Below are 26,147 nucleotides of genomic sequence, written 5' to 3' on the forward strand. Positions count from 1 at the left end.
AGAGGGACGCCCGGGGCCGGTGACACGAGACGCAAGTTGTTCCGTGCGAACGCCTTCCAACGATCGTTCCGAATTACTTCACGTGGGTGACTCGGCCGCCGATTGCATCAGGCAGCCGCGGGATCCAATGCCTGCCCCAGCCCGACCACTCAAAAGGGCTGGGGCATAGCGTGGCCCGGGTCAGTCCCAGATCATGTCGTCGGTCGTGGGAGCAGCGGCGCTGTGCGCAGCTGTGCTGGTGCCGGCGGGAGCGGCGGCGGCTTCCGTCGCGGGCAGGAGGACGGTCGAGCCGAAGAAGATGGCGGTGACCGCGGCGGCCTTGACGATCTGGTTGAGAATCACGGCTGTCCTGTCCTGAGAGATCGGCGTAAAGGAGCTGTCTCCGGCTGTGGCGTCCCGCGGTTGACGCGTCTTCCGGTTGCCGTCCGGGTGGTGTTCCCTGCTGGCGAGCACTAGCTTCGTCGCAGGTCAGCGGGTGTGGAAGGTGCATGGGCTGGACGGATTCGGCCCTGGACGGATCAGTCCAGTGGGGGATGTGGGGCCAAGAGCGCCTCGTAGATCGGTGCGGTCATCGGCACGCGGGCGTCGACGAGTTCCCAGTCGGCCAGCTCGGCGCGGGCGCGAAGTACACGGCGACACAAGTCGGCGGCGCGGGCTTCGGCGTGCTCCAGCCGATCGGCGAGAAGGTACAGGCCCAGGACGGGATACGGACGGGCGGCGGGGTGCACGACAATGTGCTCGACCTTGTCGCAGGCCCGGGCGTGCGTCCACATCCAGGCGCCCATGTCCCCGGGAAGTACGGCCTGCTGGGTGGCCCGGAGCCGGGCATGCACGAGATACATGCCCTTGAGCCTGTCAACCGGGCTGGAAACACCACTAGTTGCACAACCTGGACTGTTCGGGCAGTGGCCGGAACCGTCCACCGGAACAGTTCGTGAACCTCCCGCGTGCGGGCGTGCGTCCTGCAATGATCACGCTGCCGGACCATGTACCAGGGGGGTCATCCATGCTCACGGCGCTGGGACTCGACGCCGCCGCGGAGGCGGTCTACCGGGCCATGCTCGCCCGCCCCGACGATGGCGTGGCCGCCTTGAGCGAGCACCTCGGCCTGGCCCAGTCGCAGGTGCGCGGCGCTCTCGACACCCTGAGTGAACTGGCCCTCGTCAGGGCTTCATACGACCATGCCGGCCGCCTGCGCGCAGTCCCGCCCGAGCTGGGCATGGAACTGCTCATGGCGCGGCAGCAGGCCGACCTGGCCGCGCGGCAGCAGCGCATCGAGGCATCCCGCGCGGCGGCCGCCCAGCTGATCGCCGAATGTGCGGACCTGCGTCCGCAAGCACCCTCCCCAGGGGTGGAGCAACTGCTCGGACTGGATCAGATACGTGATCGTCTGGCGTCCCTGACGCGGGAGCTTTCCAGCGAGGTCATGACGTTCGCGGCCGGCGGAGCCCAGTCACAGGAGGCCATTGACGCGGCCAAACCGCTCAATGAAGAACTGCTGGCCCGCGGAATCCGGATGCGGACGGTCTACTTGGACAGCATCCGCAATCACCAGCCGACCGTGGACTACCTCACGTGGCTCACTGAACGAGGTGGAGAGGTGAGGACCGTTGCGGCCCTGCCCTGCCGCATGATCATCACCGACCGCAGTCGCGCCGTCATCCCAGTCAGCACCGACGACACCGCGGCGGGCGCCGTCGTCCTGAACGGGCAGGGCACCATCACCGCCCTGTGTGCGCTGTTCGAAAGCACGTGGGCGACCGCCCAGCCACTGGGCCCCCGTCCAGTCCGCGATGACAAGGGCCTGACCGGGCAGGAGGCCACGACACTGCAACTGCTCGCGGACGGCCTGACGGACGAGGCCATCGCCAAACGCCTCGGCGTCTCACCGCGTACCGCACGACGCATCGCGACCGACCTGATGGAGCGTCTGAACGCGCGCAGCCGCTTCCAGGCCGGCGCCCGGGCTGTGCAGCGCGGCTGGCTTCCCGACCACCTTTGACCACACCGTCGGGCCAGCTTCGTGCCATCCGACGAGGTTGCCCTGGTATAAGTCGCGGATCGCACTCTCGCTTCAGCGAGGCGAAGAAGCTCTCTGCCGCGGCACTGTCGTAACTGGAGCCGACCTTCCCCATGCTCTGCCGGATCCCGTGTCGCCGGCAGGGTCCCGCGAACTCGGCCGAGCGCGGCTGGCGCACTCGGGATGACGGGGCTCCCGTTTTTCCCGCTCCCGGTCGTCCGAGAGGGCCTGACGGAGGGCTTCTGAGGGATAGGCTGGGAGTCCTCTTTGAGCCCCATCCGGAGGTGCCTGCCCGGTGACCGAGACCCGGGTGAGTCCCGGCCCGTGTGGCTACTGGCGTTCTATGCCCAGGCCGAGCTGGACTCTCTCGCCCAGTCCGCGTGTATGTCGCTCGGCGACTATGAGCGGGCCGAGTTCCACGCCTACCGCAGTCTGGCCAGTCTGCGCCCGCACATGAAGCGGTCACGGGCCATCACCACGTCCCGCCTGGCGCGCGCACAGCTTGAGCAGGATGCCGTGGAGGAGGCGACCGCCACGGCTATGTCGGTGTCCACGGAGGCGGCCGTCCAGCACCCGCGCGTCGCCCTGATGCTGCGCGAGTTCGGGGCACGGCTGGAGGCTATTGCCCCGGGCAGCGCCGCTGCTGGCACCTGGTCCGAGTACGCTCGAGCCACCTGGGGAGCTGCCGCATGACGACGGCACTGGCCACCGCCCTGTGCACCTTCTACGACCTCACGCCTGTACGGGACGACCTGGTTGCCGTCTACGCCGACGTGAGGGCCGACCTGCTGCACCTGCCGAACTACGCCGTCAGCGCGTTCACCGAGCGCCTGGACCGGCACAGCGCCGCACCGGGCTTCACCGCAGTGCTCGCATACTCCGACGACGGTGAGCCGGTCGGCTACGCGTATGCCCACACCGTCGAGCACGCCGACCCGTGGTGGACCCGCGTCGACCCGGCCCCGGCCGAGGAGTACACCGCGGCGACTGCCCTCGCCGTGAAGGAACTCGGGGTGCGAATGGCGTGGCGGAAGACCGGCACCGCGCGCCGGGCCCACGACGCGCTGCTGGAGGCGCACCCCGCCACGGCGTATGCGTCGCTGATGGTGAACCCGGCCGCCGGCGAAGGGAAGGTGCTGCGGCTTTACGAGTCGTGGGGATACCGCAACATCGGGACCTGCAGTCCGTCCCCAGAGTCCCCCGTCCTGGCGATGATGGTTCGCCCGACCCACGAAGGCTAGCCGCGGCCGGGAGCGGCCCGGCAGAATGGGAAAGCGGACGGAGGCCCCACCCGAAGGTCGAGATCGGGTAGTGCCTCCGTCGCTTCTGCAGGTTGGCCGCACCTGAGGGATGAAGGCGACGTGCGAAACAGGCTCTACGCGTCCGGGTCGTACACGGGGATCTTGCTGAACGGGTCGCGCTTGACTTCCTGTGCGGGGCGGACGTAGTCGCGGCGTGATGGGTGAGTCGGGGCGCCAGCTATCACCGTCAGCACAACTGCTCGCCCTCCGAACCGAACTTCATTACAGCGGCCGACAACGAGACGGTCGGCACGGCCGATCGGGTCGCCGACACCCACCCGGGTGTCGCCGAGGGCATCAAGGCGGTCATCCACGAGGACGAGAACGGCGACAGCCTGGAAGTCCTTGTCGCGCACGACGCCGACAGGCTGGGATGCATGATCAGGGCCTGGAGTACCTGCAGCAGGGCTAACTAGCCGCTCAGGAGTGGTTGGAATCCACCCGCGCCAAGTTCAAGACGGCCTCGGTGCAGCAGTTCGCCGAAGCAGCGCAGGGGACGTCGATCGCCGAATGGCAGTGGACCTACCTTCGCTGAGTCCACCGAGCACGACGAATCCGCCCGGCCACCTGGTGTGGTGGGGGCGGCTTTCGTCATTCCGGGGTCAGGACGCCTGCACGTCCGGGCGGGGCCCGAAGGCTCTCCCGCAGCGCGGGTGGGAGATCGACCAGGCCGCAATGTCGGTCCTGGGGGGAGAGCCTCGGCGCTACCGGGAAAACGGCGGACGAGCGTGAGGAAACTTTCATGATCCCGTCATCGCCCGGCATGCACGTCAATTCCCAGGAGGCGTCTCACGATGGTGCGGCCCGTCTCGATGTGGCTCGCGTCCTGATACAGCAGGTACATGTCGTTCGCCTGACGCAGGATAGCGAGGACCTGGAACGTCAGATCCTGCGGTGACTGCTCGCCGGACAGCCTGCCGGCTTCCTGTGATTCCACGACGACGGCGTTGACCAATTCGGTCCAGCGACTGTAGAGGAGTACGAGCTGATCGCGGACGGCTCCTGGGCGGGTGTCGTACTCCGAGTTCGCGGCCGCGAAGAAGCAGCCGCCCGGGAAAATGTCCCGTTCGACGAACGAGAGCCAGTTCTCGCACAGAGCGAGGAGCTTTTTTAGAGGATCGGATTCCTGGAGAGCAGGCTGGACGATCTGTTCGTCGTAAACCAGGCGAGCCTGTTCGATGATGGCCAGTTCCAGCTCTTCTTTGGATCCGAAGAGTGCGTGCAGTGACGACTTGCTCATGCCTAGCTTGTCGGCCAGCATTCCGATGGTGAGGCCTTGGAGGCCGTGCACGGTCGCTTCTGCGGGTGCTGCGGACAACACGGCGTGTCGGCTCCGCTCCCCATTGCTCCGCGTACGGCGAGCGCGAGTCCCTGTCGCCTCAACAGACATGATTAGCCCCTCTTGGACGACCGACCGTCCAGTATAGACCACTCCCACTCGACCGCTGCCTCCGGCGCCCAGGGGGTGCTGGCCAGAGCACCAGGTCGCTTTTTGGACGGACGTTCGTCTAAGGTGGCGGAGGTCGGCCCAACGAACTCGCAAGGAAGATCATGCGGAAGTCGGATCTCCCCACACTGCTCCTCGTGCACGGCGCGTGGCACCGTAAGGAGATGTGGGGGAAGTTGATCAACGAGTTGCCCGGCATCGACGTCAGGACGGTGCAACTGCCCTCCAGCGCCCCTGTCACGCCCGGCAGCGCCCGCGGCGATCCTCCGCAACGCACTCGAGCAGGCCGCCAAGGAAGCCTGACTCACACCAGCCGGCCAACGGCCGCCCGCGGCAGCAGCACCGAGGCCAGCGCCCGCCGCATCCCATCCGCTTCGACCCTGCCCTTTGAGACGGCGCGTAGAGCCGGGCCTTGTCCGCCCTCCGGGGAGAAGGCCCCCCCCCGGAATGGTTCACATCGGTCCTTTGGCCGCCGGTGGAACCGATGCCGACGCACGCCGGCTGCCGCCTGGGCCACCTTTCCAGTGGCCGGTCGCCATCTCTCCGCCGGGGCGGGTCTTCGAATGTCGGCTTCACTGTTCCTTGTTCGAAGGAGTCCCGTATGTCGATCAAGCTCGGTACGTCTTTGCCTCAGATGAAGAAGTTCGACCTGAGCAGGGACATTGTCAGGGTTGCCAGGGCCGCTGAGGCGACGGGTTACGAGAGTTTGTGGGTGTTCGAGCGCACCCTGTTCCCGACCCCGACGACGCAGGGGCTCTACGACGTGCCCGGGCTTGCGTGGCCTGACGAGTACCGCAGCGTCGCCGACCCCCTGGTGACGCTGGTGATGGCCGCCGCGGTCACGGAGCGGGCCCGACTGGGCACCAGTGTCCTCGTCGCTCCCTATCACGTGCCTTTGCAGCTGGCCCGCTGGTTCGCAACGCTCGATGCGGCTACGGGCGGTCGTGCGGTTGCGGGCCTCGGCACCGGCTGGTCGCTCGACGAGTACGCTGCTGGATCGGTCGCGCCTTTCGAGGAGCGCGGGCGCGTCCTGGACGAAGTGCTCGACGTGTTCGCCGCTGTCCATGGTCCCGACCCTGTCTCCTACCAGGGCGCCCTGAGCAGGATCGCACCGTCTGAGATCGGCCCTAAGCCGGTCCGCCCTGTGCCCGTCTACCTGGCGGCAACCAGCGGCAAAGCCATGCGTCGTCTGGTAGACCGCGCGCAGGGATGGATGCCTACAGGCATGCATGCCGGCCAGTTGGCCGGGGTCTGGCAGCAGATGCAGGACGTGGCGGCCCAGCGTGGCCGCACTCGCCCGCTCGACTTCACGGTCCGTGCCAACGTCATTCTTACCGAGAAGCCTTATGAAGGAGAAGGCCGCCAGCCGTTCCAGGGCAACATCGAGCAGATCGTTGAAGACCTGCTCGCCCATGCACAGATCGACGGACTCCAAGAGGTCCTGCTCGACCTCTGCTTCACCACCCGTGACGGGGACCACGTCCTGGAAGTCCTGCATGACGTGTATACGGCAGCACGCGCTGCGGGCGTCTGAGCGCGACGGCAGAGCGGCCGAGCCCGCGACGGACGTCAGCCTCACCCTTTCACGAGGTGGGGTGTCTGAGGGTTGATCACATAAGCGGAGAGTGCTCCTGACCTGCATCGCCGGCGCCGTCCGTGGCAAGAAGGTCATCACCACCAATGCGGACCCGGCCGCCGCCAGGGCACTGGACCGGGTAGACCGCGACTTCGGCGTCCCGACGCCGAACCGCACTTGGGTGGCCGAATTCACGCATGTGGCCGCATGGGCCTCACGCACCTGCTTGCTGGGGGCCGTTCGGGCGCTTGACTTCCCACCCCGGGCTCCCTCCGCCGACCTATGGGGTCCGCAGGCCGAGGCGGCAACCGGCCGTAAGCGCGTCGATCACAGTGACGATGACACCGCTACCGGTTCGGCACCATCTGCCCTCAGTCGTCGTCTGTCGGTACGAGTTCGACCACAAGCCTGAAGCGTGGCTGCTCAGCGAGTGCGCTGGGGCCAGTGACCATACGGAAGGGGCGGCGCTATGACCGCACTATCAAACGAGACCGATTTTCCCGTCGACCGCGCCGTCCAGGACGCGCAGCGAGTGATGGCACAGCGGAGGGCCGGGTGCCCGGTCGGTCACGTGCACGCGGGAGCCTCGCACGGCGAGGGTTGGCTCGTGACCCGCTACGACGACGTGATGAGCCTGATGACGGATCCCCGGGTGAAGCGGGACCGACGCAACGTCCCCGAGCAGGACACCGGGGAAGGTCACGAAAGCCTCCTCTACCTCGACCCGCCGGACCACACCCGCATCCGCCGCCTGGTGAACAAGACGTTCACCCCGCGCGCCGTGGAACACCTGCGCCCCAAGATCGAGCAGCTCGCCGACGAACTGCTCGACCGCATGGCCGAGCAGGGCGAGGTCGACCTGATCTCCGCGTACGCCCTGCCCATCCCGATGCTGGTCATCTGCGAGCTGCTCGGCGTGCCCGAGGACGACAGGGCCGACTTCACCGCCTGGTCGGAAGCGATCAACGGGACGCAGGACGACCCCGCCGTGAAGCGCGAGGCTTACGCCTACCTGGAGAAACTGGTGGCCGACAAGCGGACCCGCCCCGGGGACGACCTACTCTCCGCGCTAGCTGTGGCGGCCTCGGAGGAAGGAGGCGCACTGTCCGAGACGGAGTTGCTCCACAATGCGGAGCTTCTCCTCGTGGCGGGCCACGACACCACGGTCTTCCTCATCGCCAACACCGTCCTCGCGCTCCTGGGAGCGCCCGAACAACTGGCGGAAGTCCGCGCCGAACCCGGCCTGTTGCCTGCGGCTATCGAGGAGGTCCTCCGCTACGACAGCCCCGTCAACATATCCAGCCAACGCTGGACAACCGAACCGGTCACCCTCAGCGGCGTGACAGTGCCGGTCGGCCAGCCGCTCCTCGTCTCGGTCATGTCCGCCAACCGCGACCCCGCCCGATTCGACGACCCGGACCGCTTCGACACCCACCGGGACCAGAGCGCGCGCCACCTGGGGTTCGGCCACGGCATCCACTACTGCCCCGGTGCTCCACTCGCGCGCATGGAGACACACACCGCGGTGGGCAAGCTGATCGAACGATTCCCCGACCTGCGGCTCGCGGTATCACCCGACGCCCTCACCATGCGCGACAGCCTACTCATGCACGGCCCTACCACCTTGCCCGTACGCCTGTCCTGACCATCCACCGCGCCCCCCAGGGCTCCCGCGTAGTCGGCCGTCGTCCGGTTCGTGACGGCTCGTTGGGCGAGGGGGCTAGAAGCAGGACAGACACGGGCTTCCAAGATCATGGAGTTCTCGACGCCCCGTGACCTGCCTGGAGGACCGTGCCTGCCGACGAGCGGTACGTCCGTTCGTCACGCTTGATCATCGGTCACCCGGTGTGTTCCACGGCTGGTTGCCCCCCAGGTGGCAAGAGGCCCGCGGCCAGGGGTGATCATGCATGTTCTCTAGGCAACCTGATCACCACAGACTGCGGACGCCTGGTGCAATCGCACCCCGAGTTCAGGTTCTTCGATGTGATCACGTATGAGCTCGCCGTGGCCGTTGGCGGGCCCCGGGTGGTGCCTAGCCAGACCGGACGCGAGCGGCACTGCACCGCTGGCTGCGCCATAGCAGGGACGCGGGGGCGGACTGCTCGGGTTCCGGCCGGCGTATAGCGGCCGGGCCGTGTCGGCATCGACAGGAGGCCCAGCATGAGCGGCTCGTTGTTTACCCGGATGAGGGGGGCGTGGGCGTAAAGAACAGCACCGGAGCGGCTGGAGCGAAGTGGGCTGCGACCCACCAGTGGACATTCAGTGAAGTCAATAGTTTGAAGATCACATAGGAAAGACCAGGTGAACCATGGAAACGAAGCAATACGCGACCGCTCGAGTGCTGGCGGCCTACAAGTACTGCGAGGTCGTCACCGGCCATGAGGCCCGGAACTTTTTATACGGCATCAGGTTGCTACCCCAAGAGAAACGGCGTGCCATGTCCGCACTCTATGCTTTTTCTCGGCTGGTGGACGACATCGGTGACGGCCCTCTGGAACGAGACAGGAAGGAGGAAGAGCTGGAAGCGGCCCGCGCAGTGATAAAGCGGGTGCAGGCCGGGGAGGTGGATGAGTTCGACGCTGATCCGATAGCTGTGGCACTGGCCGACGCCGCGCGGCGCTTTCCGATTCCCCTCAGCGGACTGGAAGAGGTGATCGACGGTGTCCTCATGGATGTCCGTAGTGCCACCTACGAGACCTGGGACGACCTCAAGCTCTACTGTCGACGGGTCGCGGGAGCCGTGGGACGCCTCTCGCTCGGCGTGTTTGGAACCGTACCTGGCGCGCCCGATACGGAACGCGCGGCCGAGTACGCCGACACGCTGGGACTTGCGCTTCAGCTCACGAATATACTCCGAGACGTGCGCGAGGACGCGGCCATAGGGCGTACATATCTGCCTGCTGAGGATTTGAGGATGTTCGGATGCGGTGCGGGTTTCCGCAGCGCTGCACTGCCGCTCGATGCTGATTTCGCCCAGCTTGTTCGCTTCGAGGCCCGCCGGGCCCTTGAGCTGTACGACGAGGGATTTCGTCTCCTGCCCATGCTCGACCGGCGCAGTGGTGCGTGCGTGGCCGCAATGGCAGGAATATACCGCAGGCTCCTCGACCGCTTCGTGCGCGAGCCCGAGGCAGTATTGCGCGGCCGGGTCTCACTGGCAGCGCACGAGAAGGCGTACATCGCTGCTCGTGGCCTGTCTGGTTTCGACGCACGCAATATTCTCCGGAAGCGTGCCGGATCGAGCATGTGATGCGGTCGGGATGAGCGTCCCGCTGTTGGGGGAGTCGGGCAATTCCGGAAGGCTTCGCTAGGCACCGCTCGACGGGTGCCTGGGCTGCTGATATGGGCGGGCAGGCCATTCGTGTGCGCGTGGGCTGGCCGTCTCATCGGCGTGCTCACTGAGGAGCAAGTTGTCATCGTTTCGGCGGCGAACGACACGTCAGCCGACGGAAGGACGTGAAGTGATAGCAGGTGGAAGGAAGCTGGCCGGTGGTCTGGCGGTGCTTGTGGCACTGTTCGGGTTGGGGCTCGTGGCGAAGACCGCTGTGCTGACGCGGTGGGACACAGCCTTCGACGAGGGACTCGCCGAGCGGCGCCATGGTGCACTGACGTGGATGGCGAAGGCAGCTACGGAAGTGACGCAGACCAAGGTTGGAGTGGCGCTTGCACTTCTGATTCCACTGGCGCTGTGGATACTGCACCGCCGGCGGGACGCGGCGCGGGCACTGCTTGTGCTTGTCGGGGCGCCGACGCTGACGCTTGTGACGAAGGTGGCGATAGCTGAGCACCGCCCACCGGTCCGGCTGTGGGTGGATCCACCGGACAACGCGCAGAGCTTTCCCAGTGGGCACACGACGATCGCTGCGGCCGTCGCGCTCACCACGGTCCTCATCGTACGCGGGCGGCGGGCCCGAGCCTTGGTGGCGGTAATCGGTGTTCTGATGACGGCGGGGGTGGCGCTCGCTCGGATGTACCTAGGGGCGCATTACCCTCCGGACGTCGCAGGCGGTGTGCTGAGCGCGACATCCGCCCTGTTGCTCACCCTGGGATTCCTGGAACTACCGCCTGTTGCCAGGCGGCTGACCGCACGCAAGTCACTCCGACGACCGCACCACGCACTGAACAACGTCCTCAACCGCTAACACGCGACCGGGCGGCAGTGAAAGGCAGGCCGGGCCGTACCTGCTTCGTCGCGTCCCATCGCGGAACGTGCCCCCCCGCGTTGATCTGCCGTCGCACCGACGAGTCGCGGAAGGCCCGAGGAACCTCCCATGGAAAAACAATGCGTCACTCCCTGCTGGGAATGCAGACCTTACTACCTCCAGCGCCAATGAGATCCGAATGATGCAGCCACAGGAAAAGGATATATCGTGACGATAATATCTTCTGCCCGAATTTTCACACCCCGGGAACTGTCCGGACTGCGAGCCGCTGTTGCAGGGCCGGTCCTGACGCGCGAAGACGGCGCCTACGAGGCGGAATGCGCTGTCTTCAACCTGCGCCAGGCCATACGCCCCAGCATCGCCGTGGGTGCTACAGAGACCGGCGATGTAGCCGCCGCTGTGCGCTTCGCAGCAGAGCACGGCCTTGCCGTCGGAGTGCAGAACGCCGCCCATCAGACGGTTATCCCAGAGGAGGGGGACGACTGGATGCTGATCACCACCCGCCGCATGACCGATATCGTTGTCGACGGCCGTGCCGCCACGGCGACCGTTGGAGCCGGCGTGCGCTGGACGGACGCCCTCTCCGCGACAGCCAAGCACGGACTCGCTCCCATAGTTGGATCAGCCCCAAATGTAGGCATCATGGGATACACACTCGGCGGCGGAGTCAGCCCTCTGCTGGGCCGCTCTTATGGGTATGCCGCCGACCATGTGCTCCGGATGGAAGTGGTTACCGCCGACGGGCAGGTACGCGACGTGGCGAGCGACACCGAACCGGACCTCTTCTGGGCGCTGCGCGGCTGCAAAGGAAATTTCGGAATCGTCACCCGCATGGAATTCAGCCTCTTCCCGGTGACGCGTTTCTACGGCGGTGGCATTTACTTCTCGGGCGACGATTCACCCGAGCTCCTCAGGGCGTGGCGTACCTTCGTCGACACTCTGGGTGAAGAGACCACTACCTCTGTGGCCCTCATGCGGCTACCGAACATCCCGGAACTTCCTCCCGTTCTGCGGGGCGAGTTCGTCCTGCACCTTCGTTTTGCTCACCTTGGCACAGCCGCCGAAGGCGAAACTCTCCTCGCACCGTTGCGCGCCGTTGCGACTCCGCTGCTGGACCTCGTCGTTGAGCGCCCGTTCGAGCAGGCAGGTGACATTCACATGGATCCCGTCGATCCACTGCCGACGATTGACCGTGGATTCTGCCTACGCGAACTGACCGCAGACACGTTGGACAAGCTGCTCGAACTCGCAGGCCCTGAAGCCGGCTGCAGCCCACTCCTCATGGTCGAGGTACGCGCTCTAGGCGGCGCGTTCGACCGCGAACCGCTGGTCCCCAACGCGGTGCCGTCACGCGGCTTGCCCTTCCTTGTCTTCGCTACCGGTACCGCCGGCTCGTCCGACGCCTCAGCACTCGAGGCTTCCCTTGATATCCTCGCCAAGGAACTCGCCCCTTGGGCGGACGACCGGGTTTCAGGAAACTTCGTCGCACCTCACGACGCCCTGACCGAAACGGGCGTCCAGCGAGTGTACGGACCAGATCGTTATCAACGTCTGGCACAGATAAAGAGGGAATTCGACCCGGCCAATATGTTCCGTATCAATCACAACATCCGCCCATCCTGACGAATAAAACGCAATGTCGTGCAGACCCTGCTGGAGGCCCAGCCTCTTTCCCAGGTCCTGGCGTCGGCGGCCGCAGTCCTCATGGTCCCCATCGGCGACGGCAGCTCCTTCCCGAGCGCCGCTCACCTCGCCTCCTACGCCGACTTCGCTCCCCCCAAGCAGTTCGGCACCTCGATCCACGGCGAACACGCACCCCGAGGTGGCAACCGGCAGCTCAAGCGAGCAATGTTCCCGTCGGCATTCGCCGCCCTGTACGACCCTTTTTCACGCGCCTACTACGACCGCTGCCGAGCCCGCGGAAAGCCCCACACACAAGCCCTCCTCCGCCTCGCCCGCCACCGCATCAGCGTCCTGTTCGCCATGCTCCGCGACGGCACTCTCCACCGACCCCTCACCCCACCACCGCTTGACGAAGGACATACAGGCACCCTCCCCGGGTTGCGGTTGGGAGTTGTGCTGTCCGCCGCAGTCCGCACGGCGCCAGGTCGCTCGCGGATCGACCTTCACATACGACACAGACCCGAGAGAAAGAGCTGATGGCCCATGAACACCCTGGTCTCCCCGTTGGTTGCCGAGCAGTCCGAGGCCGAAGCGCTGTTCCGGTTCGAGACCGGCGCCCCCGAGCACCTGCGAGCCGCCCTGGGCATAAACGCCACGCGGATCGGCGGCGGAGTCGTGCTGTCGATGCGCAACGACCCCACCCGCTTCTGGAGCAAGGCACTGGGATTCGGTGTCACCGGCGCCGTCACGCCCGAGCTGATCCGCGAGGTGTGCGACTTCTACCGGGCGGAGGGGACCCCGCAGGCCGTCCTGCAGATCGCCCCCGCGTTCCTTCCCTCGGACTGGGAGGCCATCTGCGCGAGCGAGGGCATCACCGAGGGCGCGTCCTGGGTGAAGCTCGTCGGCGCGACGGAGGATGTCGTCGCCCGCGCCGACGCCCTCGACAAGGCGCCCGACCGGATCACCGTGGCCCCGGTCGAGGCCGGCCACGCGGCCGAGTGGGGGTCGGTCCTGGTGCGCGCGTTCGGCATGCCCGAGGAGCACTACGCCCAGATGTCCGCGTACTCGGCCGCTCAGCCGGGATGGCACCCGTTCGCCGCCTGGCTGGACGGGGAACTCGTCGGCACCGGGACGATGCACGTCCATGGCGACACGGCCCAGCTGTTCGCCGGCGCGGTCCTCCCGCACGCGCGCAACCGCGGCGGGCAGACCGCCCTCCTGGCCGCCCGCGCCCGGGCCGCGCGGGACCTCGGCTGCCGCTTCGTCATCGCCGAGACCGGCACGGAGACCCCCGGCACCCGCAACACCTCCCTGCACAACATGCTGCGGCTCGGCTTCCAGGTCGCCTACGAACGCCCCAACTGGAAATGGCAGTCCCTGCCCGATGTGGCCTGAGCCAGCAACCGGCCCCGCGTCTCCGCCGGGGGAGGGCGCGGGGCCGGCCGTCCGGGGCCTCGCAACTACCTGGCCTTCATCGGCCTTGCCGCCGCCATCTGCTGCGGGTGTGTCCAGCTAACGGCTCTGTTCCGTAGTCGGTGGTGACGGTCGGTGGTCGTTATTGCAGCAGGATGCGGTGACGGAGGAGGTCGAATCCTGCTCGGCCGTGCATCTGCCGCATGATCCTCTTTTTCCGGGTGTTGATGCCTTCGGTGCGGCCGTTGCTCCAAGGGAGGGTCAGTCCGGCATTGACGGCGGCGCGGTCGAGTTCGAGGCCGTTGCAGAAGCTGTGCAGTCGGGGCAGGTCGGCGCTGCGGGCTTGGGCGATCCACCCGGTGAGCTTGGAGTCGTTGCCGCCGGCGGGCGTCAGGAGGGCGGCGAATTCGCGGATGAGGGTGGTGAGCTGGGTCATCTTGGGGCAGGCCGCGGTGAGGAGGCCGAGCAGGGCTGTGTCCTTGGTTCGTAGGCGTTCGGGGTGGGTGAGCAGGAGCCGGGCGAGGTGGCGCGGGGTTGTCACGGGGCGGTTCCTTCTGCGCGGCCCCGGTTGAGGTAGCGGACCAGCAGGTTGGCGCTGCCGGTGTAGCCGAGTCCCCTGATCTCGTGGAGGAGGTGGGTGACAGGGACTGCCGGGTAGTCGGACCGGCGTCGGCGCAGGTGGTCGCGGTAGGGATCGACCAGAGTGGGTCGTTAGCGGGGGGCGATGTGGTCGGCGGACGGTTCAGGGTTGCGGGCATATCGCTTGACGGTGTTCAGTGCGAGGCCCAGTCTGCGGGCGCATTCGAGCAGGCCGACGCCCTGGCCGAGGAGGTCATGGACTTTGTGCCAGCGCTCGCGTGTGGTCTGCTCGCGGACGCCGCCGGGACGGGGCGGGTTGACGGTGCCCCAGCAGGAGGCGTGGGCGCGGACCTCGGCCAGGATCTTGTCGCACAGGTTCTTCCACAGGTGCCATCGGTCGCTGACCTGCGCCGCGTCGGGTAGTGCCCGGCGGATCGCCTCGGCGTAGGTGGCCGAGCCGTCCTGGCACACGGCATCGACCTGCTTCTTCCCACGGAGCCATGCCTCCAAAGTGGCGGCCTCGCGGTCGGGCAGGACATCGATGCGCTCCCCGGGTTCGGCGTCGATGATGATCGTGGCGTAGCGATGGCGGCGGCGCAGGGCGAAGTCGTCGACCCCGATCACCCGTGGGACGCGGACCGTCGGCGGGGGTATGCGACGCAGCAGGCGCAGGGAGGTGGCGTAGGAGACGGGCGTTGCCAGGAACCGGGTGAGACGGGAAGCCGCCCGCCCGCATAACTCCTTGACCACCTCCGAGACCTGCCTGGTCAGACGCGTGGTGCGGCGCTGAAGACGCTCGATCAGCCCAGGAACCTGCTCACGGAACGTCTGCCGTCGGCAGCCCAGGACCGGACAGACCAGGCGCCGCACCCGGACACGGGCCACGACCTGCCGGCCGTGCACCGGTACATCCGCCACCGTCCGAACGTGATACCCGTGCACCCTCCCCGTCAGCACTCCGCATACCGGGCAGGGGACCGGCACATTCCGGGTCCGGGCGATGACCCGAATCACCTCGCCGTCATCCGCCACATCCTCGATGACCAGAGCAGAGAGCCCTGAAAACACCAGTGCCACAAGGGAGTTGACGTCTCGCATAGAACGCCAACGATACCCATCACCAACCGTCACCACCGACCACGGAACAGAGCCGTTCAATGGACAGACCCCCGGATCGCCGAAGCCGAGACGGAAGGCTGGCTCGGCGAGGTCGAGGGTCTCCAGGCCAGCCTGGCTGGAGCCAAGGAGAAGCTCCGCCAGCTCGATCAGGTACACGGGCAGCACACGGCCGTGGACCTTGGCATCCCTGCAACGCGTGGTGATCGATGAACCCACGCAGATGGAGTGCCGCACAGCTCTCAACCAGGATCGAGAACAAGTTCAAAAAGCGCGCCTCAAACGCTCTTCAGAACACGATCAAGTGCCGCCCGGCCTACAGGTCCCCAGTTCGGCTTGCCGCCGGGAAGGCCCTGGTCTCCGTTCTGCCCCATCAGCATCAGGAAGAGGCTCTTCATCGCGGCCAGCCCGCGGGCGCGCCGGATCGTCGCCTCGTCTGCATGCGCGTACATGTCGAAGAACCGTGAGGCCATGCCCGCGGGTAGCAGCACCCATGCGGCGGCAAGGTCCCACGCCGGATCGCCGGCGAACATGGCACCGAAGTCGACGATGCCCGAGAGCATTCCGTCCGAGACGACGACGTTCGCGGGATGGAGGTCGCCATGCACCCAAACTGGCGGGCCCTCCCACTCGGGGGCCGCGACGGCCTCGTCCCAGACGGCCCGGACGTCGGCAGCGATGTCGTCGGGGGCAACAGCCTGGAAGAAGTTCTCGAAGCCGTCGGTACACATCTTGGGGTGAGCGCCGAAGTCCGAGCTGATCGGCGCCTCGGCGGGCGCCTCCACATGGAGCGCACGAAGGAAACCCGCCAGCGTGTCGGCCGCGTGGGCGCCACAGCTGATCGAGCCGTGGTCCAGCGGCTCGCCGGGAACCCACGTCATCACTGTCCAGTGCTTGGGGAAGCGCTCGGACGGTTCACCGAACCGCACCGGAGTCGGCACCGGCAGCGGAAGGCGCGGAGCCAGCACGGGTAGCCACCGCCGCTCCTTGAGCTGGAGCTCCGGGGTAGGGTCCATGCGCTGCATGCGCACGGCCAACTCGTCCCCGAGACGCCACATTTGGTTGCCCCAGCCACCCGCCACCTCGCGGATGGCCAGCCCCGCAAGGTCTGGATGTTGCTCGTGCAGCAGGTCGCGCACCAGGTCTGCGGTGATCTCGATCTCGGCGTCGGTCATGCGAAGTCACAGTACTGAGGCGGCAGGCGGAACGGCTGAGCATCTCGCTGTAATTTCTCCGGCATCACCAATTCGGATTCAGAGAGCTGCAGATCAGAGGCTTTGGGATGGAACGGCCCCAAAGTTCAGACCAACTGCTCCCTGCTGTCGCTGAGTGAATCTCTTCAGGGCTGCGTGGCGCATCGCTGCGTATGCCCCCACGCCGGTGAGGGGAGCAATAAGGCACCGCCGACTCCACCCCGATCACGACTGACCAGACCGCCGCCGACGCAACGCATTGCCAGGCGTCATGGCCCGTAGCTGCAGCGGGAGGCTGCGACCTGGCGGGGCCTGCGGAGACTATGACCGAGATGCCGGGCGGTGACTACCAGTGCGACGAATGCGTGGGCGCAGTGATCGAGCGTGCCTCGGGGGACGATTCCGTACTTGCTGAGAGCACTTCACTGCCCCGGCCTGTCGGGGATCCGCAGGAGGCTCCGCACCGCCGGGCAGGCTGACCTGGTGAGCCAAGGACTGGGCGTGATACTTCAGCGCCGATGTGAACGCGGTGCCGACCGCCGCAACGGAACCCACGAAGAGCCGGTCACAAGCCACCTGCTGCACTGTTCACCAAGCTCGACGTCAACGACCGAACAGTCGGTGACCGTCGCACAGGCTCGTGGCTGGCTACCGCTCCCCTGGCGGCCCCCAGTTTGGGATCGGCCCGACGTTGAACGTCCGGGTCACCGTTCGCCGCGCGATGCGCCAGGCGCCGTCATGGCGGCGGTACTCGTCGAGGTAGGTGGCTCCGCCGGTGACCCAGGTGGTGTCCTGGAGCTGGATGTGGACGATGACGTCGCTGCGGCCGGTAGCGGCCTCCACGTCGACGTCGAGATTGACCGTTCCGTGCGACATGGCCGGGAACATCTGCCACTGCCGTTCGACGGTTTCGCAGATCGCTTCGATACCGGTGAACACCATTTCCGGGCTGAGCTCCCACACAGCGTCCGGTGTCCACACGCCGCGCCAAAGCTCGAGATCGCGCAGGTCGCCCGCGACGCAGTACTGGTGCGCCGCGCGGCGCAGGGCAAGCTCGGTCTCGACCCGTTCCAGCCGGGCGATCACCTCAGGAAGTTCACTCATGAAGATTCATGATACGGCTCCGTCGTGGTGCAAAGTGGCCTGGGCTTTCACGCGGCAGGATGTCCGGTGGGTGATCAGAAACGCGAAGAGTGCTCCTGACCCGCAACGATGGGACTTGTCTGGGACCAGGTCGTCGCATGAAAGAAGCACTCTCCAGGGATGAGGCTGGAAGAGCCCGGTAGGTGTTCGGGCTGCGAACGACCAGCCTGGCTGCCGGGGGCATGACTTCCGGTCACTGCTTGCGACTGGTCGTTTCAGACGAGCGCCGGTGCGGGTGCGGGCAGGTGGGGGTGATGTTGCGCCAGGCGCGCTCGATGTATTCCTCCTTCTCGCCGACCGGGGCGACATGGTTGAGCACCTCGACGCCGACGGCGATGACTCAGGGCTTGGTGGTCAGGTCGGTGCAGACGGGGATGTCGGTGAGCAGGCCGAGCTTGGCCAGCACGAGTGCGCCGGAGCATTGCGCGGCGGTGAGTTGGCGCGAGGGGGCCAGGTCGCGCAGGATTCGGCCAGCGACACGATCGGTGTGCCGGTGGTCGCGGACGCGGACGCGGACGCGCTGTCGGTGTCGGTGGCGGCCAGCTCGTCCAGCACTTGCAGCATGGTGCCCAGCAACGACTTGCCGCAGTGCTCGGCGCTGTCCGGGACGGCGTTTGGGATGTGCACGCCCGGGACACTCAACCGGATCCGACGCTGACGGCCCCGTATACGCGCGCATGGATGCGTACGGACATGGGTGGGGGCCCGGCCTCCCTGGCCGAACCCCCACCCACGATGGCGCCATCCGCGGCGCCGGCACGTCTGTCGTGGTGCCTCTACCAGCGGTACCAGCGGCCCTTGCGGCCACCGCTACCGGCGGGCCGTACGAAGAAGCCGACCAGCCACACCACGAGAACGATCACCGCGATCCACCACAGCGCCTTCAGTGCGAAGCCCGCACCGAACAGGATCAGTGCCAGAAGAAGTACCAGAAGCAGGGGAACCATCGTTATCAACCTCCTGGACACCGGGTGCCCCTGAGCCAGGCCGGCAAGCACACGAAGATCATGTTTCTTTCACGGGGCAATGGGCACCCGCGTGCACCCGTGAATGCCCCGATTCCCGCAGCGCATGCGGGTCCACACGGGGAAAACGCGGCACCGTCGCCCGGTCCGCCCGGCATGTTTGCCGCAGCATCCAGCGGTCAGACGAACCCACAGCAGACGACCTCGACGCCCGGGAAGGTGAGCAGCATGACTGCCAACGAGAAGGCCAAGGCGAAGACCGAGCAGGCCGTCGGCAAGGCCAAGGAGACGGCCGGCGAGGCCGTGGGTAACGAGCGGCTGATCGCGAAGGGCCGCGCCGAGCAGGCGAAGGGCGACGCCCGCGAGGCCAAGGAGAAGCTCAAGGACGTCGGCGAGGACATCGCCCATCCCTGAACCCTCTGTGTTGGGGCCACCCCGCTAGCCGGGGTGGCCCCAACACGCATGTCGAAAAGTGGTGTACACAGGGCACGCGCACTGCGGAGAGATCAGTCGACGGACGTGCCGGCAAACGGCCGCGTGATCAACGGGCCTTTCCCTCGTTGGTGCGGAGCTGCCGCAGCCGGGCGAGGAGCAGCTGGATGACCGGGGTCCGGTCCCGGTGTTCGCGTTCGTACCGCAGCACCTTTTCCGCACCGTCCTGATCCAGCTTGCCCACTCGGTCCTCGACCGAGATCCGCGGCAGGTGCTTGTAGTCGGCTATCGGAAGCTCTTGCGTCACCGGCACCGGAGTTATGTCATCAGGCAGATCCACCGAAGTCACCTCTCACTGTGTTCTTACTCGGCTTCCCGCCCAATGGGGTACAACACCCCCTAGCGGCCCCATAGGTGCCAGCAGCCTGCTGGCCCATCTCTGGCTGGAGAGTGGACAGATGGCGTGAGGGCAGCTACTGCCACCACTCTCGATCGCCGGGCATGGCGACCGGCGGTGCCCTCTTCGCCCGCCGCAAGCTAGCTGCCTCCGTCCACAGGCGCGTTGCTCGGTCGCCCGGGGCAGCGGCTCGGAGCCGGAGCTTGCCCCCGTTCCGGTGACTACCCGCTTTACTCCGTCTGCACGGAATCGCGGGCGGTCAGGACAGGGCCTCGGCTAGCATCCGAAGCAGTGATTGTGGAGTCTGTCGCTGCAGGAGCCCTGGTCATGCCGAAGACGCGTCTCAAATGTCGCAGCCCCCAGTCCGCTGCCGTCGTTGTCAAGGTCGGCAAGCTGCCCGCCGACGCGCATCACACGGTGCGTCAGGACGGCACCGAAGTGATCATCAAATATCGCAGTGCGCTGTGGCCACTCGACGTCGCCGAGTGGGCGGCACTCGAAGGCCACGCCAGCGACAAGGCGGCTGCCCGTGTCATGGCCCGGCTCCGGGAATAGGGCCGTTGGCAAAGGTCGCTCTGCATGCGTCGTCGCGGCTACAGTCGGGCGAACATCACCATGGAGACCTGCCGGACCTCCGGGGCGTCATCGTGCCGGACACCGCTGGCAGCCCCGCTGCGGTACCGAGTCCTGCGCCGTCCCGATCGCGCGGCCCCTGCCTGCATGTCAGCGCCTCCTCAACCAGAGCAGCGTTCCTATGCGCGGAGGCGTGAGCGTGAGGGCATGTTCCTGCAGGCCGTGGTGCGTCCACGACCACCGACTGCTGCAAGCGTTCAGGTGCGCACCGGCCACCCGGAGCGAGGCCCTCGTGAGGGGTCCGGTGGGCCGCGGCCCTATGGCCCTTGTCTCGCCGGCAGCGGGAACGGACGTGCGACTCACCCGGATGGCCTAGGGTTCCGCAGGAGGGCGCGTGTTCTCCTGCGAAGAAGGATGTGGCCAGTGGCTGGCAAGAACGTTTCAGAGCGCTTGATCGGCCTGTTGTCCGTCCGGGGTGAGAACCTGAGCGCCGAATGGGCCGACAAGGTCACCAGCTCGTTGAAGGGGCGGGTCAGCCGCGCGGAGGTCCAGCGCGAGCTTCAGGAACTCTATGCCGCGCTGGTGGCGGCGCTGAGCGAGGGAAGCCTGGACGGGCGCGGTGAGGCGTTCGGGGAGGTTCGCGCGCTGCTCACCGAGCTGTCCCGCAACCGGGCCCGGCAGGGTTTCACCCCCACGGAGACCGCTGTGAGCGTGTTCGCCCTCAAGGAGGTCCTGGAACCGTCGCTGACCGGCAAGGACAGCGACGTGGAGGCGTACCTGAAGTTCGCCGCGCTCCTGGACACGCTCGGCCTGTTCACCATTGAGGTCTACACCCGTACCCGCGAGGAGCTGATCTCGGGGCAGGCCGAGCAGTTGCTGGAGCTGTCCACGCCGGTGGTGAAGTTGTGGGACGGGGTGATCGGCGTCCCGCTGGTCGGCACGCTGGACTCCGCGCGGACCCAGGTGGTGATGGAGAAGATGCTGCAGGCGCTGATAGACACCGGCTCCGAGCAGGCCATCATCGACATCACCGGCGTCCCCGCGGTCGACACCGAGGTTGCCCAGCACCTGCTGAAGACCGTGGTGGCGGCGCGCCTGATGGGCGCGGAGTGCACCATCTCCGGTATCCGCCCGCAGATCGCGCAGACGATCGTGGCTCTGGGCATCGACTTCGGGCACATCGTCACCAAGGCCACGTTGGCCGACGCCCTGCGCCACGCGCTGCGCAACTCCGGTGTCACCGTGTCCCGTACGGCGTCCCAGGCCGGTGGCCGGTGAGCGAGCAGGTTCCGGTCCTGCAGATCGGGCAGGTGCTGCTGGTCTCCATCCAGACCGACCTGGACGACCAAGCGGTGATGCTGCTGCAGGACGATCTGGCGGCCAAGGTGGTGGAAACCGGCGCGCACGGGGTGGTGATCGACATCACCGCGGTGGAGATCGTCGACTCCTTCGTCGGCCGGATGCTGGCCACCATCGCCTCCATCAGCCGCCTGCTGGACGCCCAGACCGTCGTCGTCGGCATGCGCCCGGCCGTCGCCATCACCCTGGTCGAACTCGGCCTGTCCCTGGGGGGCGTGCGGACCGCGCTGACCCTGGACAAGGGGTTGCAAGTGCTGGAGCGGGCCCACGCCATTGCGATCGGCTTGACCGGGGTTGATTCCTCGGTGGCGCCCGGTGTCGATGGCGCTGAGCCAGATGTCGCGGCAGGCCCGTGAGCGGGGCCTCCCGCACCCCGGAGGTGCTGGAGATCACCGCCAACGCCGGGGTGGTGCAGGCGCGTCAACTGGTGCGTGCGCTGGCCCAGGCGTGCCGGCTTTCCCTCGTGGAGCAGACGAAATTGATCACCGCAGCCAGTGAGCTGGCCCGCAACACCCTCATCTACGGCGGCGGAGGCACCATGACCGCGCTCCTGGTGGACGAACACGGCCGGCGCGGGGTGCGTCTGGTCTTCGCCGACCAGGGCCCGGGGATCGCGGACGTGGACCTGGCCCTGACCGACGGCTGGACCTCTGGCAACGGCATGGGCCTGGGCCTGTCCGGGTCCAAACGGCTGGTCGACGACTTCGTCCTGGACAGCACACCGGGACAGGGCACCACGGTGACCATCACCAAATGGGCAAGGTGAACATCATCGGCGGGGCGCCGTTGCTGGACTGCGAGGACGTGGCCTGGTTCCGTGACCAGCCCGAAGCCGCCCGCGGAGCCGCCGCCGCCCTGGGCCGGCGTATCGGCCTGGGGGAACAGCGCACCGCGGAACTGGTGCTGGCGGTGGCCGAGCTGGCGACCAACATCACCAAGCACGCCGTCGACGGCTCCCTGCTGCTGCGCGTGCTGCGCAACGACGCCGTGGCCGGAGTCGAGGTGGTGGTCGTGGACAGCGGTCCAGGGATGGCGGACGTGCCGGAATCCCAACGGGACGGGATGTCGACGGCCGGCACCTTGGGCATCGGCCTGGGCGCGGTGCAGCGGCTGGCCGACAACTTCGACGTCCATTCCCAACCCGGCCTGGGCACCGTGCAACTGGCCCGCTTCTGGCCCCGCAACCTACGCCCCCCGATGTCCGGCGAACCGGCTGTCGGAGGAATCACCCGGCCGATCAGCGGCGAGCAAGTCTGCGGCGATGCATGGGCCGCGCGCATCGACCCCAGTTCGGCGATGACTGCCGCTCCACCTTCGGATGGTCACGCGCAGCTGGTCTCGCGCCGCCCCGAGGCTTCCGTCGGTCCGACAGGAAAGAAACGCTCTGTGCCGGTGCGCGCCGCCGTGGCGGGACCGGGCCAGGGTGTACTGGTGATGTCCTGCGACGGCCTGGGCCACGGCCCGATGGCCGCCTTGGCCTCGCAGGCGGCCGTCCAGGCCTTCCGCACCGGGACCGCGCGCACTCCCGAGCAGGTGATGGAGCAGGTCCACCGGGCTCTGCGCGGAACCCGTGGCGCCGCCGTGGCCGTCGCCCGCCTGGAGCCCGACGGCCGGGTGCTCTTCTGCGGCATCGGCAACATCACCGCCGCCCTGGTCACCACCACGACCCGCGCCAACCTGCTCTCGCACCCCGGCATCGTGGGCCACCAGATGCACCAACTGCGCACGTACGAACAGCATCTGCCCTCCCACGGAGCCCTGGTGATGCACTCCGACGGACTCAGTGACCGCTGGACCGCGGCCGACCTGGCCGGGCTGCTCCACCACCCGCCCGCCGTGATCGCCGCCGGACTGCTGCGCCAGGCCGGGACGCGCCGGGACGACGCCAGCGCGGTGATCGCCAAGGCGGCCTGGTGAACGAGCCCGACGTTCGGCCCCGCAACTCCACTCCCGTGCTGGTCACGCCGGTCAGCAGCGAGCGCGACGTGTTCGCGCTGCGCCGCCACGCCAAGACCATCGCCCAGGCCGTCGGCCTCGACAGCCGCGACCAGGTGCGCCTGGCCACCGCGCTGAGCGAGCTGGGCCGCGACCTGCTGCGGCCCGCGGCCATGACCGCCGCCTTCAGCGTGCAGCGGGAACCGGCCGCCCTCCGAGCCCTCCTGCAATGGCGTGACGACCGCGCCCCCAGCGACGAGTCCCTGTCCGCCGTCACCCGACTGCTGCCGCAGACCCGCTACCAACCAGCCTCCGAATCCGCGGACCTAGCAGCGTCGTCCGTGGTCCGTTCGCCGGGCGGCAGGATCGAGATCACCTGCCATGTTCCCGGCCCCGCCGGGGACCTGGAGGTGGACCAGCTCCTGGCCGTCTTGAAGCTCGACGTTCCCGCGAGCGCGATCGACGACCTCCAGGCACAGACCCGGGACCTGCTCGCCGCACTGCAGGAAGCCCACGCCCAGCGCGACGAACTCGAGCGGCTCAACGAGGAACTCACCGAGACCAACGCCGGGGTCATGGCCCTCTACGCGGAACTCACGGTCGAACACAAGGACGTGGTCGAGCGCTACGGACAGGAGCACGAACTCGCCCTCACGCTGCAACGCACCTTCCTGCCCGCGACCCTGCCCGAGGCAGCCGGCGTGGAACTCGCCGTACGCTACCTGCCCGCCGCCGCCACGGCCGAGATCGGCGGCGACTTCTACGAAGCCGTCAACACCCCGCACGGGCTCCTCCTCGCGGTTGGCGACGTCGTCGGCCACTCTCTCCAGGCGGCCATGGTCATGGGCGACCTCCGCCACGGTCTGCGCGCCTACGCCACCCAGGGCCACGCTCCGCACATCCTGCTGCAGCACCTGGACCGCCTGCTGGCCGTGCACCAGCCCGGATGGACCGCCACCGTGTGCATCGTGCTGATCGAACCGGGCAACGCGCGCTTGCACGTCGCCAACGCCGGCCACCTGCCACCCCTGCTCCTGGCGCCCGATGCCGAGCCGCGTTACCTGCGCGAACACGGCCCGCTTCTCGGCCTGGGCCTTCCCCAACCCGCCGCCTCCAGTCACAAGGTCGAGCCGGGCAGTCGGCTGCTCATGATCACCGACGGGCTCATCGAGACCCGCGACAGCAACCTCGACCAGCGCATGCAGCTCCTCGGCAACGCCGCCGCAGCGGGGCCCGGAGATCCCGACGCGTTGTGCGACAAACTGGTCGTCACATTCGGGGCGGACCCGGAGGACGACATCATCGTCTTCGCAACCCGCCTACAACTGCCTTGAACCTCAGCGTATTTATTGCAACTTCTGTCCGTGCTCGGTGGCTGTCTTTTCGATGCGCCCGATCGCGAGTACGCGGGGCCTGCGGTGCTCAGCGCCGGCGCCTCGCGTTTGCGGGTGCATCAGCTTGATGTGCCCTGCTTGCGTGCCAGAGCAGCCCGCCCGATCGGCACCGGGACCACGACTGGCTGAGAGCGGCTCAGGTCGCGAGCAATCCCTGCGGGAGGTCGGCTTGTAAGACTTCGTTAGGGCGGAAGCGAGGCATGTGAAGATATGGTGCGTAAGACATCGTCGGTCGGGCGACCGGGAAGGGCGACGATGGCCCTCTGGTGTCTACGGAGATGACTTCCTTGCACGTCAGTGACGTCTACGGCAATGATCCCAGCGCCATATGGGCTGCGAGGCAGACCGCCGCATCGTTCATCGCCCGCATCAGCCAAGGCGCCGCCAGGGAGATAACCGCTGACGTGGCCGACACGGTCCAGCTGGTGGTCAGCGAACTGGTGACCAACGCCGTCAAGCACGCCCCAGGACGCCTCGGCATGGAACTCGCGCTTGCTGGACAGGTACTGGAGATCTCCGTGTGGGACACCTCCCCGCTCGTTCCCATAGCGGTGGAACCAGATCCGGCGCGAGTGGGCCGGCACGGTATGGAGATCGTGACCGCACTGTGCGGAGGCTTCGAGGTGACGCACACGACCACCGGCAAGCGGATCACCGCACGCGTGGCCCTGTCCGCGGCCAACGGTCCGTATCCACCGAGGCAAGATGAGGCTTCTGAGACCGGCAGGCGTGGGTCCCAGTAGTCGTGTTCAGTCCCGCTCGGAGTGGGGACATCAGCCGGGAGGCGTGACCTGGAGTGCCCCCGGTTCGGTCCCGATCGGATTTTGGGGCAGCGTCGACGCCGCTTCATCCATTGCGGCGTTCGGCACGGATCACCACCAGCTCTTCCTTCTCTTCCCCCGGAGCGATCAGCCCCCGCGCCTCCAGCCACGCCGACCGGTCCCGCAGCACCGGCCCGAGGGAGATGTACCGGCGCTCGATGACCGCACTCCGTAAGCCGGCGCGACGTAGCAGGCCCAGGGTGCGATCGGCACCGCAGAGAGCCGAGTGAACCAGGAGCAGAACTCCTCCCGGTGTCAGCAGCGGCGGGGCGTCGGAGCAGATCCGGTCCAGCAGCGCGCGGCCGTCGAACCCCGCATCCCACGCCATGTTGCGGCCGCGGGTCGGCAGGGCTGCCTGTGGTGACGGGACGTACGGCGGATTGGCCATGATCAGATCGAAGCGGCGACCTGTCACAGGTGCGGTGAGGTCGCCGTGCAGCACCGTGACCCGCAGTCCGTTGAGCCGGGCGTTGAGCCACGCCGTACACACGGCGCTCAAGGATGCGTCCACGGCCGTCACCTGCGCTGCACCGCGTCCGGCGGCGGCGAGGGCCAGCGCGCCAGTGCCCGTCCCAAGGTCGAGGACGTGGGCGTCGTCGGCGATAGGCTCCCGCTTCAGCGCGTCTTCGAGGAGAAGTGTGTCGTCCTGCGGGTGGTACACCCCTGGCGGGCACAAGAACCACATAGGTTGCGGCTACCC

General features: G+C 67.4%; 26 protein-coding genes and 4 pseudogenes. 20 read left to right on the forward strand and 10 right to left on the reverse strand.

Annotated elements, in window-relative coordinates; all coding sequences use genetic code 11:
• Positions 1-180: 180 nt before the first annotated feature.
• Both ACFWVC_RS00735 and ACFWVC_RS00740 read right to left on the reverse strand, forming a co-directional pair.
• A complete protein-coding gene (locus ACFWVC_RS00735; RefSeq protein ID WP_384273261.1) occupies positions 181-342 on the reverse strand; it encodes a hypothetical protein in 162 nt (53 codons plus the stop codon).
• 176 nt (positions 343-518) lie between these two features.
• On the reverse strand, positions 519-842 hold the full coding sequence (locus ACFWVC_RS00740) for a hypothetical protein (RefSeq protein ID WP_384273263.1): 324 nt from the start codon (positions 840-842) through the stop codon (positions 519-521).
• Between the two features lie 164 nt (positions 843-1,006).
• Between ACFWVC_RS00740 and ACFWVC_RS00745 the strand changes: the two genes are divergently transcribed.
• The 3 genes from ACFWVC_RS00745 to ACFWVC_RS00755 all read left to right on the forward strand — a co-directional run bounded on the left by ACFWVC_RS00745 (position 1,007) and on the right by ACFWVC_RS00755 (position 3,261).
• Complete coding sequence (locus tag ACFWVC_RS00745; protein ID WP_384273266.1) at positions 1,007-2,002, forward strand: LuxR C-terminal-related transcriptional regulator; 996 nt, start codon at positions 1,007-1,009, stop codon at positions 2,000-2,002.
• A 285-nt stretch (positions 2,003-2,287) separates the two neighbouring features.
• The gene (locus ACFWVC_RS00750) at positions 2,288-2,713 is read left to right on the forward strand and encodes a hypothetical protein (protein WP_384273269.1); all 426 of its coding nucleotides are present in this window, start codon (positions 2,288-2,290) and stop codon (positions 2,711-2,713) included.
• A complete protein-coding gene (locus ACFWVC_RS00755; RefSeq protein WP_384273272.1) occupies positions 2,710-3,261 on the forward strand; it encodes a GNAT family N-acetyltransferase in 552 nt (183 codons plus the stop codon). The genes ACFWVC_RS00750 and ACFWVC_RS00755 overlap by 4 nt, the downstream gene beginning before the upstream one ends.
• Before the next feature lie 134 nt (positions 3,262-3,395).
• Here the strand turns inward: ACFWVC_RS00755 and ACFWVC_RS00760 are convergent, their stop codons facing one another.
• Both ACFWVC_RS00760 and ACFWVC_RS00765 read right to left on the reverse strand, forming a co-directional pair.
• Complete coding sequence (locus ACFWVC_RS00760; RefSeq protein WP_384273275.1) at positions 3,396-3,677, reverse strand: hypothetical protein; 282 nt, start codon at positions 3,675-3,677, stop codon at positions 3,396-3,398.
• Between the two features lie 395 nt (positions 3,678-4,072).
• Positions 4,073-4,711 (reverse strand): TetR/AcrR family transcriptional regulator, encoded by a 639-nt coding sequence (locus ACFWVC_RS00765; RefSeq protein WP_384273278.1) that lies wholly within the window; start codon positions 4,709-4,711, stop codon positions 4,073-4,075.
• 658 nt (positions 4,712-5,369) lie between these two features.
• On the opposite strand from ACFWVC_RS00765, the gene ACFWVC_RS00770 reads away from it, so the two are divergent.
• The 8 genes and pseudogenes from ACFWVC_RS00770 to ACFWVC_RS00805 all read left to right on the forward strand — a co-directional run bounded on the left by ACFWVC_RS00770 (position 5,370) and on the right by ACFWVC_RS00805 (position 13,522).
• Positions 5,370-6,302 carry a TIGR03619 family F420-dependent LLM class oxidoreductase gene (locus ACFWVC_RS00770; protein WP_384273280.1) on the forward strand — a complete coding sequence of 311 codons (933 nt, stop codon included), beginning with the start codon at positions 5,370-5,372 and terminating at the stop codon, positions 6,300-6,302.
• A gap of 106 nt (positions 6,303-6,408) precedes the next feature.
• Positions 6,409-6,558: pseudogene (locus tag ACFWVC_RS00775) on the forward strand (IS3 family transposase); the annotation flags it as partial.
• A gap of 255 nt (positions 6,559-6,813) precedes the next feature.
• Complete coding sequence (locus ACFWVC_RS00780) at positions 6,814-7,989, forward strand: cytochrome P450 (RefSeq protein WP_384273283.1); 1,176 nt, start codon at positions 6,814-6,816, stop codon at positions 7,987-7,989.
• Between the two features lie 663 nt (positions 7,990-8,652).
• Positions 8,653-9,591: a presqualene diphosphate synthase HpnD gene (hpnD, locus tag ACFWVC_RS00785; protein WP_384273288.1), complete on the forward strand. Its 939-nt coding sequence runs from the start codon at positions 8,653-8,655 to the stop codon at positions 9,589-9,591.
• Between the two features lie 211 nt (positions 9,592-9,802).
• Positions 9,803-10,483, forward strand: coding sequence for a phosphatase PAP2 family protein (locus ACFWVC_RS00790; protein WP_384273291.1), 681 nt, complete (start codon positions 9,803-9,805; stop codon positions 10,481-10,483).
• 228 nt (positions 10,484-10,711) lie between these two features.
• Positions 10,712-12,127, forward strand: coding sequence for an FAD-binding oxidoreductase (locus tag ACFWVC_RS00795; protein WP_384273294.1), 1,416 nt, complete (start codon positions 10,712-10,714; stop codon positions 12,125-12,127).
• Positions 12,128-12,145: 18 nt separating this feature from the next.
• Positions 12,146-12,664: pseudogene (locus ACFWVC_RS00800) on the forward strand (transposase); the annotation flags it as partial.
• Between the two features lie 6 nt (positions 12,665-12,670).
• Entirely contained in the window at positions 12,671-13,522 is an 852-nt protein-coding gene (locus ACFWVC_RS00805) for a GNAT family N-acetyltransferase (protein ID WP_384273297.1), read from the forward strand.
• 160 nt (positions 13,523-13,682) lie between these two features.
• On the opposite strand, the pseudogene ACFWVC_RS00810 reads toward ACFWVC_RS00805, so the two are convergent.
• The 3 genes and pseudogenes from ACFWVC_RS00810 to ACFWVC_RS00820 form a co-directional block, all read right to left on the reverse strand.
• Positions 13,683-15,187: pseudogene (locus ACFWVC_RS00810) on the reverse strand (ISL3 family transposase).
• A 326-nt stretch (positions 15,188-15,513) separates the two neighbouring features.
• A complete protein-coding gene (locus ACFWVC_RS00815) occupies positions 15,514-16,410 on the reverse strand; it encodes an aminoglycoside phosphotransferase family protein (RefSeq protein ID WP_384273300.1) in 897 nt (298 codons plus the stop codon).
• A gap of 666 nt (positions 16,411-17,076) precedes the next feature.
• Positions 17,077-17,532 carry a nuclear transport factor 2 family protein gene (locus tag ACFWVC_RS00820; RefSeq protein WP_384273303.1) on the reverse strand — a complete coding sequence of 152 codons (456 nt, stop codon included), beginning with the start codon at positions 17,530-17,532 and terminating at the stop codon, positions 17,077-17,079.
• 346 nt (positions 17,533-17,878) lie between these two features.
• Between ACFWVC_RS00820 and ACFWVC_RS00825 the strand changes: the two genes are divergently transcribed.
• On the forward strand, positions 17,879-18,229 hold the full coding sequence (locus ACFWVC_RS00825) for a hypothetical protein (RefSeq protein ID WP_384273306.1): 351 nt from the start codon (positions 17,879-17,881) through the stop codon (positions 18,227-18,229).
• Between the two features lie 118 nt (positions 18,230-18,347).
• On the opposite strand, the gene ACFWVC_RS00830 is transcribed toward ACFWVC_RS00825, so the two are convergent.
• Positions 18,348-18,518 (reverse strand): DUF5670 family protein, encoded by a 171-nt coding sequence (locus ACFWVC_RS00830; protein ID WP_384273308.1) that lies wholly within the window; start codon positions 18,516-18,518, stop codon positions 18,348-18,350.
• Positions 18,519-18,764: 246 nt separating this feature from the next.
• Between ACFWVC_RS00830 and ACFWVC_RS00835 the strand changes: the two genes are divergently transcribed.
• Positions 18,765-18,950 (forward strand): CsbD family protein, encoded by a 186-nt coding sequence (locus ACFWVC_RS00835; protein ID WP_384273311.1) that lies wholly within the window; start codon positions 18,765-18,767, stop codon positions 18,948-18,950.
• 127 nt (positions 18,951-19,077) lie between these two features.
• Here ACFWVC_RS00835 and ACFWVC_RS00840 read toward each other — a convergent pair whose 3' ends face one another.
• Entirely contained in the window at positions 19,078-19,281 is a 204-nt protein-coding gene (locus tag ACFWVC_RS00840) for a hypothetical protein (RefSeq protein WP_384273313.1), read from the reverse strand.
• 411 nt (positions 19,282-19,692) lie between these two features.
• On the opposite strand from ACFWVC_RS00840, the gene ACFWVC_RS00845 reads away from it, so the two are divergent.
• The 7 genes and pseudogenes from ACFWVC_RS00845 to ACFWVC_RS00875 all read left to right on the forward strand — a co-directional run bounded on the left by ACFWVC_RS00845 (position 19,693) and on the right by ACFWVC_RS00875 (position 25,369).
• Complete coding sequence (locus ACFWVC_RS00845; RefSeq protein ID WP_384273319.1) at positions 19,693-19,920, forward strand: hypothetical protein; 228 nt, start codon at positions 19,693-19,695, stop codon at positions 19,918-19,920.
• Positions 19,921-20,361: 441 nt separating this feature from the next.
• Entirely contained in the window at positions 20,362-21,216 is an 855-nt protein-coding gene (locus ACFWVC_RS00850) for an STAS domain-containing protein (protein ID WP_384273324.1), read from the forward strand.
• A pseudogene (locus tag ACFWVC_RS00855) lies at positions 21,213-21,595 on the forward strand (STAS domain-containing protein). The gene ACFWVC_RS00850 and the pseudogene ACFWVC_RS00855 overlap by 4 nt, the downstream one beginning before the upstream one ends.
• A gap of 54 nt (positions 21,596-21,649) precedes the next feature.
• The gene (locus tag ACFWVC_RS00860; RefSeq protein WP_384273329.1) at positions 21,650-22,063 is read left to right on the forward strand and encodes an anti-sigma regulatory factor; all 414 of its coding nucleotides are present in this window, start codon (positions 21,650-21,652) and stop codon (positions 22,061-22,063) included.
• Positions 22,051-23,214 carry an ATP-binding protein gene (locus tag ACFWVC_RS00865; RefSeq protein ID WP_384273331.1) on the forward strand — a complete coding sequence of 388 codons (1,164 nt, stop codon included), beginning with the start codon at positions 22,051-22,053 and terminating at the stop codon, positions 23,212-23,214. The genes ACFWVC_RS00860 and ACFWVC_RS00865 overlap by 13 nt, the downstream gene beginning before the upstream one ends.
• On the forward strand, positions 23,211-24,566 hold the full coding sequence (locus ACFWVC_RS00870; RefSeq protein ID WP_384273337.1) for a PP2C family protein-serine/threonine phosphatase: 1,356 nt from the start codon (positions 23,211-23,213) through the stop codon (positions 24,564-24,566). The genes ACFWVC_RS00865 and ACFWVC_RS00870 overlap by 4 nt, the downstream gene beginning before the upstream one ends.
• Before the next feature lie 338 nt (positions 24,567-24,904).
• The gene (locus ACFWVC_RS00875; RefSeq protein ID WP_384273342.1) at positions 24,905-25,369 is read left to right on the forward strand and encodes an ATP-binding protein; all 465 of its coding nucleotides are present in this window, start codon (positions 24,905-24,907) and stop codon (positions 25,367-25,369) included.
• 103 nt (positions 25,370-25,472) lie between these two features.
• On the opposite strand, the gene ACFWVC_RS00880 is transcribed toward ACFWVC_RS00875, so the two are convergent.
• Positions 25,473-26,132 carry a HemK2/MTQ2 family protein methyltransferase gene (locus ACFWVC_RS00880; RefSeq protein ID WP_384273348.1) on the reverse strand — a complete coding sequence of 220 codons (660 nt, stop codon included), beginning with the start codon at positions 26,130-26,132 and terminating at the stop codon, positions 25,473-25,475.
• Positions 26,133-26,147: the final 15 nt, after the last annotated feature.

The sequence above is a fragment of the Streptomyces sp. NPDC058691 genome (assembly GCF_042714775.1).
Lineage (GTDB): Bacteria > Actinomycetota > Actinomycetes > Streptomycetales > Streptomycetaceae > Actinacidiphila.

What these genes read in the sequence shown, in the direction of transcription:
- ACFWVC_RS00740 (WP_384273263.1), bottom strand. Translation starts at nt 842, where the DNA reads ATGTATCTCGTGCATGCCCGGCTCCGGGCCACCCAGCAGGCCGTACTT.
- ACFWVC_RS00745 (WP_384273266.1), top strand. Translation starts at nt 1,007, where the DNA reads ATGCTCACGGCGCTGGGACTCGACGCCGCCGCGGAGGCGGTCTACCGG.
- ACFWVC_RS00755 (WP_384273272.1), top strand. Translation starts at nt 2,710, where the DNA reads ATGACGACGGCACTGGCCACCGCCCTGTGCACCTTCTACGACCTCACG.
- ACFWVC_RS00765 (WP_384273278.1), bottom strand. Translation starts at nt 4,711, where the DNA reads ATGTCTGTTGAGGCGACAGGGACTCGCGCTCGCCGTACGCGGAGCAAT.
- ACFWVC_RS00770 (WP_384273280.1), top strand. Translation starts at nt 5,370, where the DNA reads ATGTCGATCAAGCTCGGTACGTCTTTGCCTCAGATGAAGAAGTTCGAC.
- ACFWVC_RS00780 (WP_384273283.1), top strand. Translation starts at nt 6,814, where the DNA reads ATGACCGCACTATCAAACGAGACCGATTTTCCCGTCGACCGCGCCGTC.
- hpnD (WP_384273288.1), top strand. Translation starts at nt 8,653, where the DNA reads ATGGAAACGAAGCAATACGCGACCGCTCGAGTGCTGGCGGCCTACAAG.
- ACFWVC_RS00805 (WP_384273297.1), top strand. Translation starts at nt 12,671, where the DNA reads ATGAACACCCTGGTCTCCCCGTTGGTTGCCGAGCAGTCCGAGGCCGAA.
- ACFWVC_RS00815 (WP_384273300.1), bottom strand. Translation starts at nt 16,410, where the DNA reads ATGACCGACGCCGAGATCGAGATCACCGCAGACCTGGTGCGCGACCTG.
- ACFWVC_RS00820 (WP_384273303.1), bottom strand. Translation starts at nt 17,532, where the DNA reads ATGAGTGAACTTCCTGAGGTGATCGCCCGGCTGGAACGGGTCGAGACC.
- ACFWVC_RS00825 (WP_384273306.1), top strand. Translation starts at nt 17,879, where the DNA reads ATGGTTGAGCACCTCGACGCCGACGGCGATGACTCAGGGCTTGGTGGT.
- ACFWVC_RS00830 (WP_384273308.1), bottom strand. Translation starts at nt 18,518, where the DNA reads ATGGTTCCCCTGCTTCTGGTACTTCTTCTGGCACTGATCCTGTTCGGT.
- ACFWVC_RS00835 (WP_384273311.1), top strand. Translation starts at nt 18,765, where the DNA reads ATGACTGCCAACGAGAAGGCCAAGGCGAAGACCGAGCAGGCCGTCGGC.
- ACFWVC_RS00845 (WP_384273319.1), top strand. Translation starts at nt 19,693, where the DNA reads ATGCCGAAGACGCGTCTCAAATGTCGCAGCCCCCAGTCCGCTGCCGTC.
- ACFWVC_RS00865 (WP_384273331.1), top strand. Translation starts at nt 22,051, where the DNA reads ATGGGCAAGGTGAACATCATCGGCGGGGCGCCGTTGCTGGACTGCGAG.
- ACFWVC_RS00875 (WP_384273342.1), top strand. Translation starts at nt 24,905, where the DNA reads ATGACTTCCTTGCACGTCAGTGACGTCTACGGCAATGATCCCAGCGCC.
- ACFWVC_RS00880 (WP_384273348.1), bottom strand. Translation starts at nt 26,132, where the DNA reads ATGTGGTTCTTGTGCCCGCCAGGGGTGTACCACCCGCAGGACGACACA.